Raw genomic sequence first — 17,588 nt, forward strand, 5'->3', positions numbered from 1 at the left:
GCAGCGACCTCGTCGTCGGACCCGACTCTAAAGTGACGTTCTGTCGATGATTGAGACGGGTCGCCTCCGCCGAGACGCATCTTCTGAGCTTCGGGCCGCCCGCCTCTCGATGGAGAAGGAGCCGTCATGAGCGACGAGAACGTTCCCGGACCCCGTGTCGAGCGCCTGCGACCGGGGGTGTACGCGACACGGGACGCCAACGGCACGACCGTGATGGCGTGGCCACGAGCCCTGGCGCTCGGCGACGACGCGGCGGTCAACGAGCGACTCCGGCAGCTCGTCGAGGGCGGGCCGGGCGGTGCCGACGACCCCGTCACGGAGCGACTGCGCGAGGACGGCTGGCTCGTCCAGGAGTTCGGGGACGACGACGGTCCGGGCTTCGTGGTGAATCCGCTGAGGGCCGCGGTCGAGCCCGCTCCTGAGCCGTCCGCCGACCTCGACCTCTCGAGGTTCGCCGTGGTCCGCCGCGACGGCCCCGACCTGCTCGTAGAGTCCCCGCTCGCCAGTGCCGAGATCGTGCTGCACCGGCGGTCCTTGCTCTCCGACGCGCTCTCGGACTCCGGCGGTCTCGCCGCCGCCCTGCGCCGCGAGCTCCAGCGGCACGGGTTCCTCGCGCTGCCGGGCGGACCGGAGGAGACCGAGTTCCGCTACCGGCAGTGGGCACCCCACGAGCTGCTCTTCCACGACCGCAGCAGGCAGGGCTGTCGCGGCCCGGCCGCCGACTTCGGCGGCACCTGGTGGGGTGGGAGGGCGGGCTTCCCTCCGGTAGGCGCCAGCCCGGTCCCGTTCGGCGGGCGCCGGGTCGCCCTCCCCGCGGTCGACCTCGCCGCCCTTCGCGCGAGCGACCCGCCCTACGCCGAGGTCGTCGAGCGCCGGATGTCCCTGCGCGACCACGACGACGCCGCGCCGATCGACGTCGCCGAGCTCGGCGAGCTCCTGTACCGGACGGCCCGGGTCCGCGGGCTGCGCGTCGACCACGGGACGGAGGTGGTCAGCTCGCCGCGTCCGTCCGGCGGCTCGCTCGCGGAGCTCGAGCTGTACCTGGCCGTCTCGCGCTGCGCCGGGATCGAGCCGGCCTTCTACCACTACGACGCGCATCGCCACGAGCTGGAGGAGGTGTGCGGCATCGGCGCTCCCGCCGTGCGCCGGATGGTCCAGGTCGCGAGCGGGGTCGCGGCGACCGGGGTCGCCCCGCAGGTCCTCATCGTCGTCTCCGCCCGTGTCGGCCGGGTGATGTGGAAGTACCAGAGGATGGCGTTCGAGCTCGTGCTGAAGGACACCGGGGTGCTCTACCAGGCGCTCGCCGGGGCGTGCAGCGCGAGGGGGCTGGCGGGCTGCCCGCTCGGAACCGACGACCCCGTCGCCTTCGCCGAGGCGACCGGTCGCGACCCCCTCCTCGAGTGCAGCGTGGGCCAGTTCATCGTCGGCTCGATGCCGCGACCGGTGCCGGCGGTGACGCGATGACCCTCACCGTGGACACCAGCGCCTGCGTGATCGACCACGAGGGGCGCACCTACGGCATGACCGCCGGCGGCGACATCGAGCTCACCGGCGAGGTCGCGGGCTGGATGCGCGTCATCGCGGCGTGGATCCTGGCCGGCGACGACGTCGAGGAGCGGGCGCGATCGCTCGATCCGGCCCGGGCCGACCAGCTCCGGCGCGTGCGGAGCGCGATGCTCACCCTCGGCCTCCTCCGGGAGGCTCCCATCGCCGGTCGCGTCCGCCTCCTCGGCGAGACGGTCCTCCTGCAGCGCGCGGTGGCGCGGAGCGGCCGTGCGCTCCCCGAGTGCTCGCTCGCGGTCGGCCCGGTCGGGGGGCGGTGGCTGATCGACGAGGTCCGCGAGCACCCGGAGCGGACGTACGGGGCGGTGCTGCTGCGTGACGGCGCGGCGCTCGTCGTCGGCCCGGCGCCCGGGGCGGAGCTGCTCCCGGTGCTGGTCGCCGTGGCGGAACGCGGGGTGGAGGTGGGCAGGCCCGAGGAGGACGTGCTCCGGCTGGCCGTCGCCCAGCTGGTCCGCCGCGCTGCCTCCGGTCGCACGGATCCGTGGCGGGCCACGACGGTCACTGCGAACGGAACCGTGCTCACCCGGATCAGCCCGCACCCGTGGCAGGCCGAGCAGCCGGAGGCGACCGGCCCGTTCGAGGAGCGCGCGATGACCCTCGTCGATCCCGACTTCGGTGTCGTCCGGCTGATCGAGGAGGCGGACCTGCCGCAGGTGCCGCGGCACCACTCCCGAGCGCTGGTCGCCTGCGACGCCGTTACCGACCGGCGCGACGTCGAGGTCGTCGGCGAGGGCGCGGACTTCGCGGAGGCACGGGCGGACGCCGTGCGCCGGGCACTCGCGATCCGCGCGGAGTCGGTCCTCGATCCGCGCCGGGTGTCCGACGCCGCAGGGCGCGCCGTCGCCGCGCCGACCGCGACCCTCGAGCAGCTGCGCGCGGCGGTCCGCGTCATCGTCGCCGCACCCGCGGAGTGCACGGTGCCGGGCCGGTGCCTGGCCGACAGCGCGACCGTCCGGGTCCCGGTCACCCTCGCCTTCCGCTGCTCGGACGCCCCTCCGGCGACTGGCGGCCTCGGGGTCGCCGCCACCGAGGAGGAGGCGCTGAGGCTCGCCGTCGAAGCGGCTCCCACCTCCGATCCGCGGGCGGTCGTGGTCGACCTGGACCACGATCCCGTCGTCGCGCGACTCGGGCTCGTCGTCCGGAAGGTGGTGATCCTGCCGTGAGCACGGGTGAGATCGACGCTGCGGACGCCGCGGACGGACTGCTCCAGCGCGCGCTGGCCGGTATCGGCGCGGCGATCGGGGTCGCCGTCCGGGCGTCCGACACCTGGCGTGTCCCGAGCCGTCCCGCGGCGGACGTCCCGTGGCTGCCCGTGCACGTCGAGGTGAACCGCATCGTGATCGGGCCCCTCGTCCGTCCCGGAGTCCCGGGCTGTCCGCGGTGCCTGGTGCTCCGGCGGGAACGCCTCCGCGGCGCGGAGCCGTGGCGTGTGCGGCTGACGGCGGAGTACGCGGAGCAGCTCGAGGGCCGCCGCCCCGAGGCCCTCGACGAGCTGGCGGCCGACGTCGCGGCGATCGCGCTCGAGCGACTCCTGGCGCAGGAGCACGAGGCTGCGAGTGCCCAGCGCCGCGTCGCGGTGGTCCGCCTCGACACCCTGGCGGTGGAGCACCACGCCTTCCTCCCCGAGCCCCTCTGCGAGCTCTGCGGCGACCTCCCGGAGGACACCGCCGCGGCTGCCCAGCACGTCCTCGCGCCGCAGCCCAAGACCGCTCCGTTCGGCGCGCGGATCCGCGACGTCGTCGGCGAGGCCGACGTCCTCCGCTCCCTCTACATCGACCCCTTCTGCGGCACGATCGCCGCCACACGGCGCGGGGACGAGGGCGGGCTGGTCATGGCGGCCGCGCCGATGCCGATGCGCCTCGACGGTCTCGTCGAGCCGGGCTACGGACGCGGCCGCGACTACCGGTCCGCCGAGGTCACCGCGGTGCTGGAGGCGCTCGAGCGCTACGGGGGAGTCGCGCCGGGCGGACGCCGGTCGACGGTGCGCGGAAGCTACCGGGAGCTCGCCGCCGAGGCCGCGCACCCCGACGTCTTCGGCCGCCATCCGGACGAGTCCTACGACGATCCGGCGTTCCGATACCGGCAGTTCGACGAGGACGTGCCGATCCAGTGGGTCTGGGCGCACTCCTTCGCCGAGGGCCGCGCGCGCCTGGTCCCCGAGGCCCTCGCCTACTACTTCTCGCAGCGACTGCGCGGGGACGACCCCGTCTCGTACTACGAGGTCTCGAACGGCTGCGCGCTCGGCTCCTCCTGGGAGGAGGCCGCCCTGCACGGTCTGCTGGAGACGGTCGAGCGCGACGCGTTCCTCTGCACCTGGTACACCCGTAGCACGCCCGCCGGCATCGACCTGAGCAGCTGCCGCGACCCGCTCGTCGCGGAGCAGGCGGCGGCGATCACCGCGGCGACCGGCTACGACGTCGCCGCCTTCGACGTCACGACGGACTGGGGCATCCCGGCGGTGTGGCTGCTGGCGACGCGGCAGGGCGGCTCCGGGCCGGCCGCGCTGTGCACCGCCGGGGCGGGCCTGGACCCCGAGCGCGCCCTGCTCGGCGCGATGAACGAGCTCGGCCCGATCCTGGCGGACCTCCTCCGGCGCTACCCGGGCGAGGAGGCGCACGCCGCGGAGATGGTGCGCGACCCCTCCGCCGTGCGCGCGATGCTCGATCACTCGGCCCTGTATGCGCACCCGGACGCCCGCCACCGCCTCGACTTCCTCCGCGGCGGTCCGACGATCCGCGCCGACGACATCGGTGGCGCGGACCGCGTGCGCCCGGACGCCACGGACCTGGCGGTCGATCTCCGCGCCGCGGTGGACCGGATCGGCGAGGTGCTCGTCGTCGACCAGACCACGCCGGAGCACCGCGCGGGCGGATTCGCCTGCGTGAAGGTGCTCGTGCCGGGTGCCGTGCCGATGGCGTTCGGCCACCGCAACCGCAGGATCGACGGGCTTCCCCGGCTCCTCGAGTTGCCGCGGCGGCTCGGCACGCTCGACCGCGATCTGCGCCCGGACGAGCTGAACCCCGATCCGCACCCGTTCCCGTGACGTCCGCATCAGGGAGCGAAGGCGCGTCGACCGACCCGGGTCTCCGCCGGGGCTCGGAGGTCGCCCATCCGCGCCGACCCGAGACCGCAGACCCGCAGCGGCGGGAGCGCATCCTCGACGCGATGCGCGATCTCGTCCTCCGCTGGGGCTACCGCAAGGTCTGCATGCAGGACGTGGCCGACGCCGCGCACGTCGGCAAGGGCACGCTCTACCTGCACTGGAGCAGCAAGGACGAGCTCCTCGACGCCGTCCTCGTCCGCGAGGCGGGCCGGATCGACGCCGAGCTCGGGGCGGCCCTCCTGCGCCGGCCGGAGCTGGTCGCGTTCGGCCTCACCGCGGCGATGCTCTTCCACGGGACCATGGCGGTGCCGCTGCTCGGCGCCTACAACCGCGGAGACAGCACGGTCCTCGGCTCGCGCGGCGCCCGGCCCGGAGCGCCCGACCGGCTCGGGCTCTCGCTCGTCTCCCGGCTCTCCGACCCGGGCTACCTCGGCGTTCTCAGCCGGCACCACCTCGTGCTCGGCGACGCGCGCTCGGAGTCCGGGCGACTGGCCGTCGGAGCGGTCGTCGGCGGCTTCGTCCTGCGGCCGGCGGGGGCCGGCGACGCGGATCGCAACGGCGACTGCGCCCGGCTCCTCGGCACGGTCCTGCAGCGGTCCTTCGGGCAGCCGACCCACGACCGGCACGCCGAGTACGCCGCGGCGGTCGCCGAGACGGTCTCGCCGGAGGGCCGGTGGACCGCTCCTCCGGCGTCGCCGCGGACAGCAGAAGGCTCCCGTCCTGCGTGAAGCGGGACGGGAGCCCGGTGCGGCACGCGGAGGGACGCGTGCTCGCGAGCCGCGTCGAGCGGGCGACCGGCGCGCACTCGGCGCTCAGGCGGCGGGGCCGCCGCAGCAGATGTAGCAGACGCAGTTGGAGTCGGCGAGCTCCTTCATGCCGTGACCGGCGGTGAGGGACTCGACCACCCCGCCCTGATCCGCCACCTCGAACACGGTCATCGGCAGGTCCCGGACGTCCGTCAGGTGCTTCTCGTTCATGGTCTCTTCTCCTTCACTCGGTGCGCGTCGCGCCCGGGACGATCCCCGAGGCGTCTCCCCGACTCTGCGCCGGTCACCGTCGGGCCCACCCCTCCGATGAACGGGTGACCGGGATCCGCGCTCGGTCACCCGACCGCGCGGCGCATCCGTGGTGGCGCTGCCATCCGCCAGATGGCGGGTGAAAGCGCGTCGCTGTCCGGATGACTCCGGGCCGCTGCGTCGGCAGAGTGGCCGGTGGCGTCGATCCCCTCGCGAGGAGTCGCCCCACCCGCACTGCCTGTCGAAGGAGACACGATGCACGTCCACGGACCCACCACGAGATCCCGCCGCCTGACGTCAGCACTTGCCGCGGCCGCGGTGGTGCTGCTGCCGCTGACCGGCTGTCAGAGCGCGACCCCGTCGCCCCCGGCCGGCGAGCGCCCGGCCGAGTGCGACGGCGTCGGGCTCACCCGCGTCGGCTACTCGCCGTACTCCAACTCGGGCGGCTACTTCCCGCTGGTCGAGAAGGGACTGCAGAGCGTCCTCGGCGACTGCGACATCGACGTCGTCACCTCCGACCCCGACGGCGAGTCCGGCGAGCAGGTCTCCGGCATCGAGAACCTCGTCGCGGCCGGCGCCAAGGCGGTGATCGTGTGCCCGACGGACCCGAAGGCGATCTCGCCGGTGGCGCGCCGCCTGGCGGGGCAGGACGTCCTCGTCATCGGCCTCGCGACCGACATCCCCGAGGCGGATGTCGTCTTCAACCTCGACGACCGCGCCTTCGGCGAGCTCGAGGGCGAGAGCGCCGGCGGCTGGCTCGCGGCGAACCGCGCGGACGAGAAGCCCACCGTCGCGATCCTGCACCAGGACTCGGGCGGTGCACCGCTGATCGCCCGGCACGAGGGCGTGATCGCGGGGCTCGACGCGGCGCTCGGGGAGGGGGAGTGGACGCTCGTCAGCGAGGTCGAGGCGTATCAGGAGGACACCGGCAACGCGCAGACCTCGACCGTCCTGCAGGCGCACCCCGATCTCGACCTGATCGTCGGCCTGAACGACTCGAGCGCGCTCGGGGCGCTCTCCGCGGTCAAGGCCTCGGGACGCACCCCCGGCGAGGACGTGGCGATCGTCACGGGCGGCGAGGACGCGCGGATCCTCCAGGGAGTCCTGTCCGGGGAGGTCGTCTCGACGGTGGGACTCTTCCCGGTCCAGCAGGGCGAGATCATCGCCCGGGCGGTCCTCGAGCTCTCCTCGGGCGGCGACGTGGAGCGCGAGCAGATCGTGCCCGTCGAGCTCGTGACGGCGGAGAACGCCCAGGGGATCCTGGACTCCCTCGGATGACGGCACCGCACGGCAGCGCCCCCGTCCTCACCGTCTGCGGAGTGAGCAAGTCCTTCGGCGGGGTCGCGGCCCTCACCGGCGTCGATCTCACGGTGCACGCGGGCCGGATCCTCGGACTGGCCGGCGCCAACGGGGCGGGCAAGTCCACCCTGATCAACATCCTGACCGGCCAGCTGCCACCCGATTCCGGCGAGCTGCGGGTGGACGGGGAGCCCGTCTCGTTCTCCAGCCCTCGGGAGGCGCAGCAGAAGGGCATCGGCGTGGTGCGCCAGGAGCTGGATCTCGTTCCGGATCTCACGATCGCCGAGAACCTCTTCCTCGGCGATGAGCGGGTGTTCCAGCGGGCGCTGCGGCTCGACCGGCGGCGGATGCGCGAGGCCGCTCGCGCGCTGCTGCGCCGGATGGGGCTCGAGAACGACGTCGACACCCCAGTGCGCGACGTGTCGATCGGCGACCGCCAGCTGATCGCGGCCGCCCGCGCGCTGCGCAGCGCCGGATCCGTCCTGCTCCTGGACGAGCCGACGTCCTCGCTCACGCCGTTCGAGGCGGCTCGCCTCTTCCGCGTGATGCGCTCGCTCAGCGACGAGGGCGTCGGCGTCGTCTTCATCTCGCACCGGCTCGACGAGGTCGTCCAGCTCTGCGACAGCATCGTCGTGCTGCGGGACGGGCGCGTCGCCGGCGAGTTCGGCGCCACCGCGGCCGTGCTGCCGCAGGTGGTCGACGCCATGGTGCCTGGGTCCGCCGCTGTCACCCGGGTCGAGCGGGCGGCCGTCTTCGGCGAGCCCGCCTTCGTCGGCAGTGCTCTGGTGGTCAAGGGACGCCCGCCCGTCGACCTCGCGATCCGGCGGGGCGAGGTGCTGGGCGTCTTCGGGCTCGTCGGCGCGGGCAAGTCGTCGATCGGCCGCTCGATCGCCGGGCTGGAGGCCCTGCAGTCCGGCTCGATGCAGCTGGCCGGCCGGCCCTACCGTCCCCGCTCCGCCGCCGCCGGCTTCGCCCGCGGTGTCGCGTACCTCTCCGAGGACCGCCGCAGCGAGGGAATCCTGCCGCACCTCAGCGTGCGGCGGAACATGATCGTCCGGGCGCCGCGGAACGTCGCTCGAGGCGGCGTCTTCGACCGGCGCGCGGTGACCGCCCTCGTCGCCGAGATGACGTCCCGGCTGCGGATCAAGGCCGCGAGCGACGCCCTCGACATCCGCTCGCTCTCCGGGGGCAATCAGCAGAAGGTCCTCGTCGGGCGCCTGCTCGCCGAGGACCTGTCCCTGCTCGTCCTCGACGAGCCCACCCACGGCATCGACGTCCGGGCCAAGGCCGATCTCATCGACACGGTCTGGGATCTCACCGCGCAGGGCGTCGCCGTCCTGCTCATCAGCTCGGAGATCGCCGAGCTGCGCGCCGCCTGCGACCGGATCGTCGTCGTCCGCAACGGCGCCGTCGTCCGGGAGCTCCCGGCGACCACAGCCACCGAAGGAGAACTCATGTCCGCAGCGACCGGAGGCGTGTCATGACCCGCCTCGACACGCCCGTTCCCGGAGTGGCCCGCGCTCCGCGCCGCGGGTTCGACCAGGAGCGCCTCGCCACGATCGTCCTCCCGGTGGCGCTGGCCGTGATGATCGTCGTCTTCGCCGTCAGCTCGACGACGTTCTTCACCGTGGACAACCTCTTCGTCGTGCTGCGGCAGTCGGCGGTGCTCGGCGTCGCGGCGATCGGCGCGACGATCATCCTGATCGCCGGCCGGCTCGACATCAGCCAGGGCGCGCTGATCGCGGCGTCCGGGATCACCTGCGTCTCGCTCCTGCAGGCCGGGCTGCCGCCGCTCGTCGCCGTCCTCGGGGCGATCGCGCTCGGGGCCCTGCTCGGCCTCGTCAACGGCGTCCTGACCGAGAGCCTCCGGATCCCGGGGTTCATCTCGACGCTCGCGGTGGCGCTGGTGGTGCGCGGTGCCGCTCAGGTCTGGACCAGCGGGCAGTCGATCGCGGCGCCGGTCGTCGAGGGCTTCGACCTCCTGCTCTGGGTCGGCACCGGGTCGATCGGCCCGCTCCCGGTCGCAGTGGTGCTCGTGACCGTCCTCTACGTCGTCGCGTGGCTCGTGATGCGCACGACGACCTGGGGACTGCGGTCCTACGCGATCGGCTCGTCCGGGCGGGCCTCGAGGGTCGCGGGGCTGCGGGTGAACCTGCACGCGATGCAGGTCTTCGTGGTCGCCGGGGCGCTCTCGGCGGTGGCCGGCGTGCTCCTCGCGGGGCGGCTCGGCTCCGGATCCGCGAACAACGGCCAGGGCGCCGAGTTCGACATCTTCGCCGCGGTCGTACTCGGCGGGACCTCGCTCTTCGGCGGCCGCGGCAGCATTCCGCGCACGGCGCTCGGCATCGTCTTCCTCTCGACGCTGAGCAACGGCCTCGTGATCCTGAATGTATCGTCCTACTGGCAGGGCATCGCGACGGGGACCGTGCTGGTGCTCGCCCTGGCGATCGACCGGTTGCGAGCACGCGATGACGAGTGAGGCTGTGACGCATGGAGGGTCTTCTCCGGCGGCTGTCCGAGGGCGGCGAGAGCGGTGCGGACGCGCTGCGCGTCGTCAGCTTCTTCGACAAGCTCCAGCAGTTCCGGGCCGGAATCGACGAGCTGGTGCGCTCGACGGCGATGCTGATCGGGACCGAGGCGGGGTTCGCTGGTCCGGGCGGCGGCTGCGGCTTCGACAGCCTCGGACGCGCGAGGCCGCACGATCCGCCGACCGGGGCGATCAGCACGGCGATCGGCGGGGACACGGCGGACGCCGGCCTGGTCTGGGTGGTGCCCGCGAGCAGCGACCCGGACATGGCGCAGCTGATCCTCGAGCGCATGTCCCTGACAGCGGCCACGATCCTCATCCGGCAGGCCGACGCGGCCCGGCTGGGCGACGGCGAGCCGCTGCGGATGCTCATCGAGGCGCTGCCCTCGATCACGGAGCACCGGGAGGAGGCGCTCCGGCGGCTGGGCTTCCGGCCGGACTGGCGCGTGCGCGTCGTCCTCGCCCGGGGCGCGAGCGGACCGCTCTCGGATCCGCGCGGCTGGCGGGAGTGGTGCGGGCCGGAGCACCGCTGCACCGCTCCCGTGCGCTTCGGGACGGCGCACGCGGTGCTGCTGCACGGTCCCGGGACGCGGCCGGGCACGCTCCCCGAGGGCGCCGAGACCGTCGCCGTCGGCGCGACGGCCTCGGCGCTCTCGCCGCGGGACTCCTACCTCTCCGCGCTGCGCACGCTGCGGCTGTGCTCGCCGGTGCTCGGTCCGCGCGCGCTCGCGCACGACGCGCTCGGCTCGTTGCGCTGCCTCGCCCGGGTCTCCCCGGCGGAGGCCGCCGGCTCGGAGCTCGTGCAGCGGATGCAGCTCCTGGTGCGGACGCCCGTCGGTCTGGGCGAGATCCTCGCCCTGGACGCGTACTGCCGCCACGCGAACGTCCGCGCGGCGGCGACGGAGCTCCTGCTGCACCACAGCTCGCTGGGGCACCGGCTGAAGAACGTGGGCGCGAAGCTGGGGATCGACGTGTTCGACGCCGTGCAGCGCAACGACGCGTGGCTCGCGCTGCAGCTGCTGCGCATCGCCGAGGCGGAGCCGGACGAGGCGTGAGCGCCCTGGGCGCGGCAGGCGGTGGCCGCCGTGGACGCTGAGCTCGCCGCCGCCACCGAGCTGATGCTCCGGCCCGATCTGAACGACGTCGAGGGCACCCGGCGACTGATGGGCTCGTCGACGATGCAGCCGTCGTCCGCCGAGGTGGAGTTCGGCGGGTCCGTCGCGATCGAGTCGCGCTCGGTGCGCCTCGACGGACACGACATCGGCCTCCGGCTCTATCGCCCGTCGGCGTCCGTCGGGTCCGCGCTGCTCTTCCTGCACGGCGGCGCCTTCGTCGCGGGGGACACCCTCTCCGAGAATGCCCGCTGCCTGCGCTACGCGGGGGACGCGGGCTGCCTCGTCGTCTCGGTCGACTACCGTCTCGCGCCGGAGCGCGCGTATCCGCACGGCCTCCGCGACTGCCGGGCGGTGCTCCGGTGGATGATCGAGCGAGCGGCCGAGCTCGGGATCGATCCCGCCCGGATCGCGGTCGCCGGCGTCAGCGCCGGCGGCGCACTGGCGGCGGGAGTGAGCATGCTCGCCCTCGACGAGGGGGAGCGGGTGCCGCGGGCGCAGCTGCTGCTGTTCCCCGTGCTGGACGACCGCCTGCACAGCACGTCGATGCGGGAGTTCGACGCCACGCCGGTCTGGGACAACCGCAACGCCGCGGTCATGTAGCGGCTCTACCTCGCCGGTGCGCCGGCCGACGAGTACGCGGCACCGGCGCGACGGGAGTCGCTGATCGGACTGCCCGAGACCTATCTCCTGGCCGCCGAGCTCGATCCCCTGCGCGACGAGGCGCTCCGATTCGGAGCGCGGCTCCTCGAGGACCGGGTCCCCGTCGATCTGCGGCTCTGGGCCGGCACGTACCACGTCTTCGATCAGCTGGTGCCGGACGCCGCCGTGTCGCAGGCCAGCCTCGAGGATCAGGTGCGGTTCCTCCGGCGGACGCTGCGGCCCTGAGCCCGGGCGTCGGCGCGTCGGTCAGCCGGTGTCTTCGCCCGGGCGCGCGGCGTCCACTGCTCGCGCGGCCAGGCGGGCGAACGCCGCGCGGAGCTCGACCGGCTCCACGCCGCTGATCGGTGCGTCGAAGCGGGCGATCGACGCGGCGACGCCGGGCCAGGACCAGGAGCCGACGCGGATCCGGCAGCGGCCGTCCGGCTCGACGGTCAGCGTCCCGTCGCCGAGGTACGGGGCGATCTGCACGGCGTCGGCGTCCAGGATCGCCGAGCCCCGGCACGGCCAGGTGTCCGCTCCGGTCGAGCCCTTGAAGCGAGCGGAGAGGAACGCCGCGGGGTCACCGCCGGGCACCGTCCGCGGAGTGAAGACGGCGCCGTTGTGACTGCGGAGCCGGATCCGGTCGACCCGGTAGGTGCGCCAGTCGTCGCGCTCGGGAGTCCAGCCGATCAGGTACCAGCGGCCGCCGGCGAGGACGAGGTGGTGCGGCTCGGTCGTGCGGGCGGCGGGTTCGGCGTCGGCCGGTCCTGCGGGGGAGTCGTAGTCGAAGCGGAGGGTCAGCGCGTCGCGGATCGCGTCGCCGATCCGCAGCAGCACGCCGGCGTCGGCGCGCGCCTCGGCCGGGCGGGTCGCGGTGCCGGCGCTCGCCGCGAGCCCGTCGATCCGGTGCGCGAGGCGGCTCGGCAGCAGTCGGCGGATCGTCAGGAGCGCCCGCTCGGCCGCCTCGTCCAGGTCCGTGCCGAGGGTGCCGGCGGTCCGCAGCGCCAGGGCGATCACGACGGCCTGCTCGTCGTCGAAGAGCAGCGGCGGCAGCTCCGTGCCGGCGGCCAGGCGGTAGCCGCCGTCGGGGCCGCGCGTGGTCTCGATCACGTAGTCGAGCTCGCGCAGCCGCTCGACGTCGCGCCGGACGGTGCGCTCGCTCACCTCCAGCCGGTCCGCCAGCACTGGAGCGGACCAGTCGCGGCGCGACTGCAGCAGCGACAGGAAGGCGAGCAGCCGCTTCGAGGTGGAGGGCGAGGAGGAGGTGGGCACGGAACGATCATCGCGTGCGAAGCGGACGTTCCCTGGCCGGTACCGACGAGATCGTGTCTTCAAGCCCCGGAGGAACGGGGAGAACCGCGGCCCACCCACCGCGCAGCGAAGGAGTACACCATGACCGCAGCAGTCGTCGCCCACCTCAACTTCACCGGCGAGGCCCGCGCCGCCCTCGAGTACTACGCCGCCGTCTTCGGCGGCCGGGCCGTCGTCCGCACCTACGGCGACTTCGGGATGCCGGCCGGCCTGCCCGACACCGATCGCGTCGTCCACGGCCAGGTCGTCGGCGCGGGCGGCTTCACCGTGATGGCGTACGACGTCCCCTCGAGCGAGGCGGACCTGCAGGCGGGAGCCACGCGCCGCGAGAACGGCACGACGATCACCGACCGTCCCTTCTTCCTGGCCCTGCAGGCCGCGACGCTCGGGGAGGCGACCGGCCACTGGGACGCGCTCATCGACGGAGCGAGCGTCGTCGAGCCGCTCACGGCGTCGGCCTGGTCGGCCGGCTTCGGCATGCTCACCGACCGCTTCGGGGTGGTCTGGGCGATCAGCGTCGTCGAGCAGCAGGGCTGAGCGCGGGGCGGGTGGCCGTGTGGCGCGGCCGCCCCTGCCCTCCGGCGCGGATTCCGGGCGACGGATGGCTTTCCGGAGCGCTCTGGGTACTATGTCCCGACGCGGTGGGAGTCCCCTCCTCCGCGCCCGCGGGTCCCAGGCCCGCCCTCAGCTCCACACCCCAGCCCCACCACCCCCAGCCCACAGACGAACGGGAGACGGATGCGCACGACGCGCCCTTCGACGGACCACTCCGCCGCGGACGAGTCGGCGCGCACGCCGCGACCCCACGTCCGGCACGGACGGCAGAAGCGCCACAGCCTGCCGCGGACCCTCGTCAAGGCCGCTGCGACCGTCTCGGGAGTGGGCATCGTCGCCTCGATCTCGATCGTCGCGATCGCCGCGACGCTGCTCGTGCAGTCCGCCCAGCCGTCCGTCAGCCTGCACCCGATCGCGGCGGGCTCCGAGGTCGCGGCCGGCTCGGTCCCCGAGATCGGCGCCCTCGAGGGCGGCTTCAACGTCCTCGTCGTCGGCAGCGATTCGCGCCAGGGTCAGGGCGACGCCTACGGCGACCCGGACGAGGAGACCAGCGTCCTGAACGACGTCAACATGCTGATGCACGTCTCGGCCGACCACAGCAACGCGACCGTCGTCAGCTTCCCCCGCGACATGTACGTCGACATCCCGTCCTGCGTCAACGCGGTGACGGGGGAGACCATCCCCGCCCGCTACGACACCAAGATCAACGAGGCGATGGGCAAGGACGTCAGCCTCGGCTGCGTCGCCGGCGTCGCGGAGGAACTGCTCGGCGTCCGGGTCGACTACGGCGCGGTCGTGCAGTTCAACGGCGTCATCGAGATGTCGAACGCGATCGGCGGAGTCGACGTCTGCGTCGCGACCGAGATCGCCGACCCGTACACCAACACCTATCTCGAGCCGGGCGTGCACTCGCTCGAGGGCATGGCCGCGCTGCAGTTCCTCCGCAGCCGGCACGGCATCGGCGACGGCAGCGACCTGACCCGGATCAGCAACCAGCAGGTCTTCCTCTCCTCGCTGGTCCGCCAGGTCAAGAGCGCCGACACGCTGCTCAACCCGGTCGCGCTCTACGGACTCGCCAAGGCCGCCCTGGGCAACATGACGCTCTCGGACGAGCTGAACAACGTGAACACCCTCGTGCAGATGGGCCTCGCGCTGAAGGACGTCGACATCGCGAACGTGGTGTTCGCGCAGTACCCGACCGGCTCGGTGTCCGGCGGCGTCGTCCCCGACCGCACCGCGGGCGACGTGCTCGCCACCGCCCTGCAGACGGACCAGCCGATCGCCCTCACCGGCGGCACCGGTGCCGGCGCGACGACCACGGGTGAGCCCGCGTCCCCGGCGGCGACCGAGGCCCCCGCCGCCGGCCCCGCCACGACCGACCCGCTCGCGACCGCGGAGGCCACTCCCGGCGCGACCGCCGCGCCCGGCACGCCCGCGGCCGGCGCACCGGTCGAGCTGCCGGAGGCCATCACCGGCCAACCCGCCGATCAGCAGACCTGCTCGGTCGGGTTCTTCGGCTGACGCCGGAGGCGGATCCGATGACCGACCCCGTCGTCGCGCGCCGGACAGCGGCCCGTCACGGGCGGCTGCGGCCGCACAGCGGCCTCCGGTTCGCCGGGCGGATCCTCGCGGCCTGCGTCGGCGTCGGCGTGCTCAGCACGATCTCGATCGTGGTGATCGCCCTCTCGATGATCGCGGGCAGCGCGCGTCCCTCCGTCGACCTCGGCATCGGCTCGACCGACGCCGGCTCCGCCGTCCCGGAGATCGGCGCGATCGAGGGCGGCGTCAACATCCTGCTCGCGGGCAGCGACAGCGCCGAGGGCTCCGCGGCGGGCGCGTACGGCGACCGCTCCGAGAACCTCAACGACGTCACGATGCTGATGCACATCTCCGAGGACCACTCCACGGTCGAGGTGATCAGCTTCCCCCGCGACATGTACGTGCCGATCCCGTCCTGCACCGACCCGGCGACCGGCACCGTCTCGGACGCGCTGCGCTCCGCCAAGATCAACACGTCGCTCAGCTACGGCGGGCTCGCCTGCACCGTGCAGACCGTGGAGCAGCTCACCGGCCTCGAAATCCCCTACGCAGCGCTGATCCAGTTCGACGGCGTGATCGAGATGTCGAACGCGGTGGGCGGAGTCGACGTCTGCGTCGCCACCCCGATCGAGGACGAGTACACCGGTCTGAACCTCACCGCCGGCACGCACACGCTGGTGGGCGCGGAGGCGCTCGCCTTCCTGCGCACCCGGCACGGCGTCGGCGACGGCAGCGACCTCACCCGCATCTCCAGCCAGCAGGTGTACCTGTCGTCGCTGGTGCGCAAGGTGAAGGACGCCTCGACGCTCTCGAACCCCGTCGCCCTCTACGGCCTCGGCAAGGCGGCCGTCTCGAACATGCAGCTCTCCACGTCGCTCGAGAACGTCAACACCCTCGTGTCGATCGGCCTCGCGGTGAAGGACGTGGACCTCGCCAGCGTCGTCTTCGTCCAGTACCCGACCTACATCGACGGCGATGGCGTCTACCCGAGCGAGGAGGCGTCGGCGACGCTGAACGCCGCCCTCCTGGCCGACCAGCCGATCGCCCTCACCGGCACCACCGGCGGCGGCTCGGAGTCGGCTGACGGGTCGACGCCCGCCGCGACCGGCTCGGCGGCTCCCTCGGATCCGGCCACCTCGGACCCCGCTGCGACCGCGGACCCGGCGACGCCGGCTCCGGGCGAGACCGCCGTCGCCCTCCCGAGCGACGTCACCGGTCAGACCGCCGACCAGCAGACCTGCACCGTCGGCCGCACCCTCGACGAGCAGTAGCGCCGCAGCGCCGGGTGTCACGCCCGGCTCCCGGGTGCGGTTATAGTGGTCGTCGTGCGTTCGCCTGGCGGGCGCTCAGGAGACGTCGCATAGTCCGGTCGAGTGCACCACCCTGCTAAGGTGGAGAACCCTTCATTGGGTTCCGTGGGTTCAAATCCCACCGTCTCCGCACTCCTCGAGAGCCCGCTTCCCCGCGGGCCGATAGCCCTCTGCTCCTCCGGTGCCTGCATCGTCGAGGGTCGTGCAGCCCTCGTCTCAGCGCATCTTTCTCGCTCGACCGGCTAGCCTGGCGGGATGTCCAGTGCGATCCTCGAGGCCCTGTCCGCAGCTCCCGCCCGGCGGGACGTCGCGTCGATCCGCGGGGCCCTCGCGGAGGTCTCGATCGGCGACTCGGTGCGGGTGCTCGTCCGCTCGCCGCGCTACGGGCTCTACGGCATCGAGGGCGTCGTCCGGCAGGCGGTCGGCGGGGAGCTCGTCGTCGCCGACGTCTTCCTCAACACGGGGACCGAGATCCAGAGCATCGCGCTCGCGCCCGAGCCGGACGCGGGAGCCGACGGGGACCGGTCCGTCGACGGGCTCGCCCACGGAGACCCGGTGCGGGTGACCTTCTCGACGCCGACGATCGGCTCCTTCACCGTGACCGGGCCGCTCACCGCCGGCGGCCGCGACCCCTACCTGCTCGTCGGCAGCTGGATCGTCGCCGAGGACGCGAGCGCCGCCCGCCACGTCGACCGGATCGAGCGGCTCAGCGACGTCGCCCTGCACGTCAAGCACGTCCCCGGGCACCGCTCGGCTGCCGTCGAGGAGTAGCGGGCACGCAGCGCGACAGCGCCGGGCGTCAGGTCTGGCAGCGCGGACACCAGTAGGTGACCCGCAGCTGCAGCTCGTCGTCGCCGAGCTCGCCGCGGCGGATCGCGGTGCCGCAGCGCCGGCACGGCTTGCGGTCGCGGCCGTAGACCCAGAGCTGCTGGCCGGGGCGGAGGTTGCCGGTCGTCGTGCGCTCGATGCGCTCGCGGTTCACGGTGATCAGCTTCTTCGCGAGCGCGATCGTGCGCACCAGGTCGCCGCTCTCGCCGACCGGGCGCGTGGGCAGCACGCCGCGGAGGAAGCAGAGCTCGGCCCGGTAGACGTTGCCGAGCCCGGCCATGATCCGCTGGTCGAGCAGCGCCAGGCCGATCGGCCGCTCCGGGTCGGCGGTGAGGCGGCGCAGCGCCTCGTCGGCGTCCCAGTCCGCACCGAGCAGGTCGGGGCCGAGGTAGCCGACGACGTCCTCCTCCGCCGCGCGCGGCACGATCTCGAGCAGGCCGAGTTCGAAGCCGACGGCCTGCCACTCGTCCGTCTCGAGCACGATGCGCGCCTGAAAGGCGGGGCGGTGCCACTTCGGCCGGTCGCCGGTCAGCGAGTAGAGGTGCCAGCTGCCCTCCATCTTGAGGTGCGAGTGGATCACCGCGTCGCCGATGCGCATCAGCAGATGCTTGCCGCGCGGGACGACCGAGTCGATGGTCTCGCCGGTCAGGTCGACCGTCGCGAACTTCGGCACCCGGACGTCGCAGCGGGTCAGCACCTGGCCGTCGAGGGCGTCGGCGAGGTTGTGGGCGGAGCGGTAGACGGTGTCACCCTCGGGCACGGGCGCTCCTCTCGAGGCGGCCG

The 17,588-nt window shown here is 73.7% G+C and carries 15 protein-coding genes, 1 tRNA gene and 1 pseudogene; 14 read left to right on the forward strand and 3 right to left on the reverse strand.

Annotated elements, in window-relative coordinates:
* The first annotated feature begins 126 nt into the window (after positions 1-126).
* From MT350_RS01640 to MT350_RS01655, 4 genes are all read left to right on the forward strand, one after another.
* A complete protein-coding gene (locus tag MT350_RS01640) occupies positions 127-1,464 on the forward strand; it encodes a SagB family peptide dehydrogenase (protein ID WP_243615308.1) in 1,338 nt (445 codons plus the stop codon).
* Positions 1,461-2,726 carry a hypothetical protein gene (locus tag MT350_RS01645; RefSeq protein WP_243600530.1) on the forward strand — a complete coding sequence of 422 codons (1,266 nt, stop codon included), beginning with the start codon at positions 1,461-1,463 and terminating at the stop codon, positions 2,724-2,726. The genes MT350_RS01640 and MT350_RS01645 overlap by 4 nt, the downstream gene beginning before the upstream one ends.
* The gene (locus tag MT350_RS01650; RefSeq protein WP_243600531.1) at positions 2,723-4,606 is read left to right on the forward strand and encodes a TOMM precursor leader peptide-binding protein; all 1,884 of its coding nucleotides are present in this window, start codon (positions 2,723-2,725) and stop codon (positions 4,604-4,606) included. The genes MT350_RS01645 and MT350_RS01650 overlap by 4 nt, the downstream gene beginning before the upstream one ends.
* 122 nt (positions 4,607-4,728) lie before the next feature.
* Complete coding sequence (locus MT350_RS01655) at positions 4,729-5,394, forward strand: TetR/AcrR family transcriptional regulator (protein WP_243600532.1); 666 nt, start codon at positions 4,729-4,731, stop codon at positions 5,392-5,394.
* Between the two features lie 84 nt (positions 5,395-5,478).
* On the opposite strand, the gene MT350_RS01660 is transcribed toward MT350_RS01655, so the two are convergent.
* The gene (locus MT350_RS01660) at positions 5,479-5,643 is read right to left on the reverse strand and encodes a thiomuracin/GE37468 family thiazolyl RiPP peptide (protein ID WP_123445007.1); all 165 of its coding nucleotides are present in this window, start codon (positions 5,641-5,643) and stop codon (positions 5,479-5,481) included.
* Between the two features lie 294 nt (positions 5,644-5,937).
* Here MT350_RS01660 and MT350_RS01665 point away from each other — a divergent pair, with 294 nt between their 5' ends.
* The 5 genes and pseudogenes from MT350_RS01665 to MT350_RS01685 all read left to right on the forward strand — a co-directional run bounded on the left by MT350_RS01665 (position 5,938) and on the right by MT350_RS01685 (position 11,508).
* Positions 5,938-6,960, forward strand: a complete 1,023-nt coding sequence (locus MT350_RS01665; protein ID WP_243600533.1) for a sugar ABC transporter substrate-binding protein — start codon at positions 5,938-5,940, stop codon at positions 6,958-6,960.
* Complete coding sequence (locus MT350_RS01670) at positions 6,957-8,465, forward strand: sugar ABC transporter ATP-binding protein (RefSeq protein ID WP_243600534.1); 1,509 nt, start codon at positions 6,957-6,959, stop codon at positions 8,463-8,465. The genes MT350_RS01665 and MT350_RS01670 overlap by 4 nt, the downstream gene beginning before the upstream one ends.
* Positions 8,462-9,460 (forward strand): ABC transporter permease, encoded by a 999-nt coding sequence (locus MT350_RS01675; RefSeq protein ID WP_123733488.1) that lies wholly within the window; start codon positions 8,462-8,464, stop codon positions 9,458-9,460. The genes MT350_RS01670 and MT350_RS01675 overlap by 4 nt, the downstream gene beginning before the upstream one ends.
* Before the next feature lie 11 nt (positions 9,461-9,471).
* Positions 9,472-10,563 carry a helix-turn-helix domain-containing protein gene (locus MT350_RS01680; RefSeq protein ID WP_243600535.1) on the forward strand — a complete coding sequence of 364 codons (1,092 nt, stop codon included), beginning with the start codon at positions 9,472-9,474 and terminating at the stop codon, positions 10,561-10,563.
* 123 nt (positions 10,564-10,686) lie between these two features.
* Positions 10,687-11,508: pseudogene (locus MT350_RS01685) on the forward strand (alpha/beta hydrolase).
* Positions 11,509-11,529: 21 nt separating this feature from the next.
* On the opposite strand, the gene MT350_RS01690 reads toward MT350_RS01685, so the two are convergent.
* Complete coding sequence (locus tag MT350_RS01690; protein ID WP_243615309.1) at positions 11,530-12,534, reverse strand: YafY family protein; 1,005 nt, start codon at positions 12,532-12,534, stop codon at positions 11,530-11,532.
* A gap of 120 nt (positions 12,535-12,654) precedes the next feature.
* Between MT350_RS01690 and MT350_RS01695 the strand changes: the two genes are divergently transcribed.
* The 5 genes from MT350_RS01695 (at position 12,655) to MT350_RS01715 (ending at position 16,748) form a co-directional block, all read left to right on the forward strand.
* On the forward strand, positions 12,655-13,110 hold the full coding sequence (locus MT350_RS01695; RefSeq protein WP_243600537.1) for a VOC family protein: 456 nt from the start codon (positions 12,655-12,657) through the stop codon (positions 13,108-13,110).
* 201 nt (positions 13,111-13,311) lie between these two features.
* Positions 13,312-14,649 carry an LCP family protein gene (locus MT350_RS01700; RefSeq protein ID WP_243600538.1) on the forward strand — a complete coding sequence of 446 codons (1,338 nt, stop codon included), beginning with the start codon at positions 13,312-13,314 and terminating at the stop codon, positions 14,647-14,649.
* Positions 14,650-14,666: 17 nt separating this feature from the next.
* Positions 14,667-15,938: an LCP family protein gene (locus MT350_RS01705; protein WP_243600539.1), complete on the forward strand. Its 1,272-nt coding sequence runs from the start codon at positions 14,667-14,669 to the stop codon at positions 15,936-15,938.
* A gap of 78 nt (positions 15,939-16,016) precedes the next feature.
* A tRNA-Ser gene (locus tag MT350_RS01710) sits at positions 16,017-16,107 on the forward strand.
* 125 nt (positions 16,108-16,232) lie between these two features.
* A complete protein-coding gene (locus MT350_RS01715; protein ID WP_243600540.1) occupies positions 16,233-16,748 on the forward strand; it encodes a hypothetical protein in 516 nt (171 codons plus the stop codon).
* A 28-nt stretch (positions 16,749-16,776) separates the two neighbouring features.
* Here the strand turns inward: MT350_RS01715 and MT350_RS01720 are convergent, their stop codons facing one another.
* Positions 16,777-17,565: a DNA-formamidopyrimidine glycosylase family protein gene (locus tag MT350_RS01720; protein ID WP_123445013.1), complete on the reverse strand. Its 789-nt coding sequence runs from the start codon at positions 17,563-17,565 to the stop codon at positions 16,777-16,779.
* Positions 17,566-17,588: the final 23 nt, after the last annotated feature.

The organism is Rathayibacter sp. VKM Ac-2928 (assembly GCF_022815545.1).
In the GTDB taxonomy this organism is placed as follows: Bacteria; Actinomycetota; Actinomycetes; order Actinomycetales; family Microbacteriaceae; genus Rathayibacter; species Rathayibacter festucae.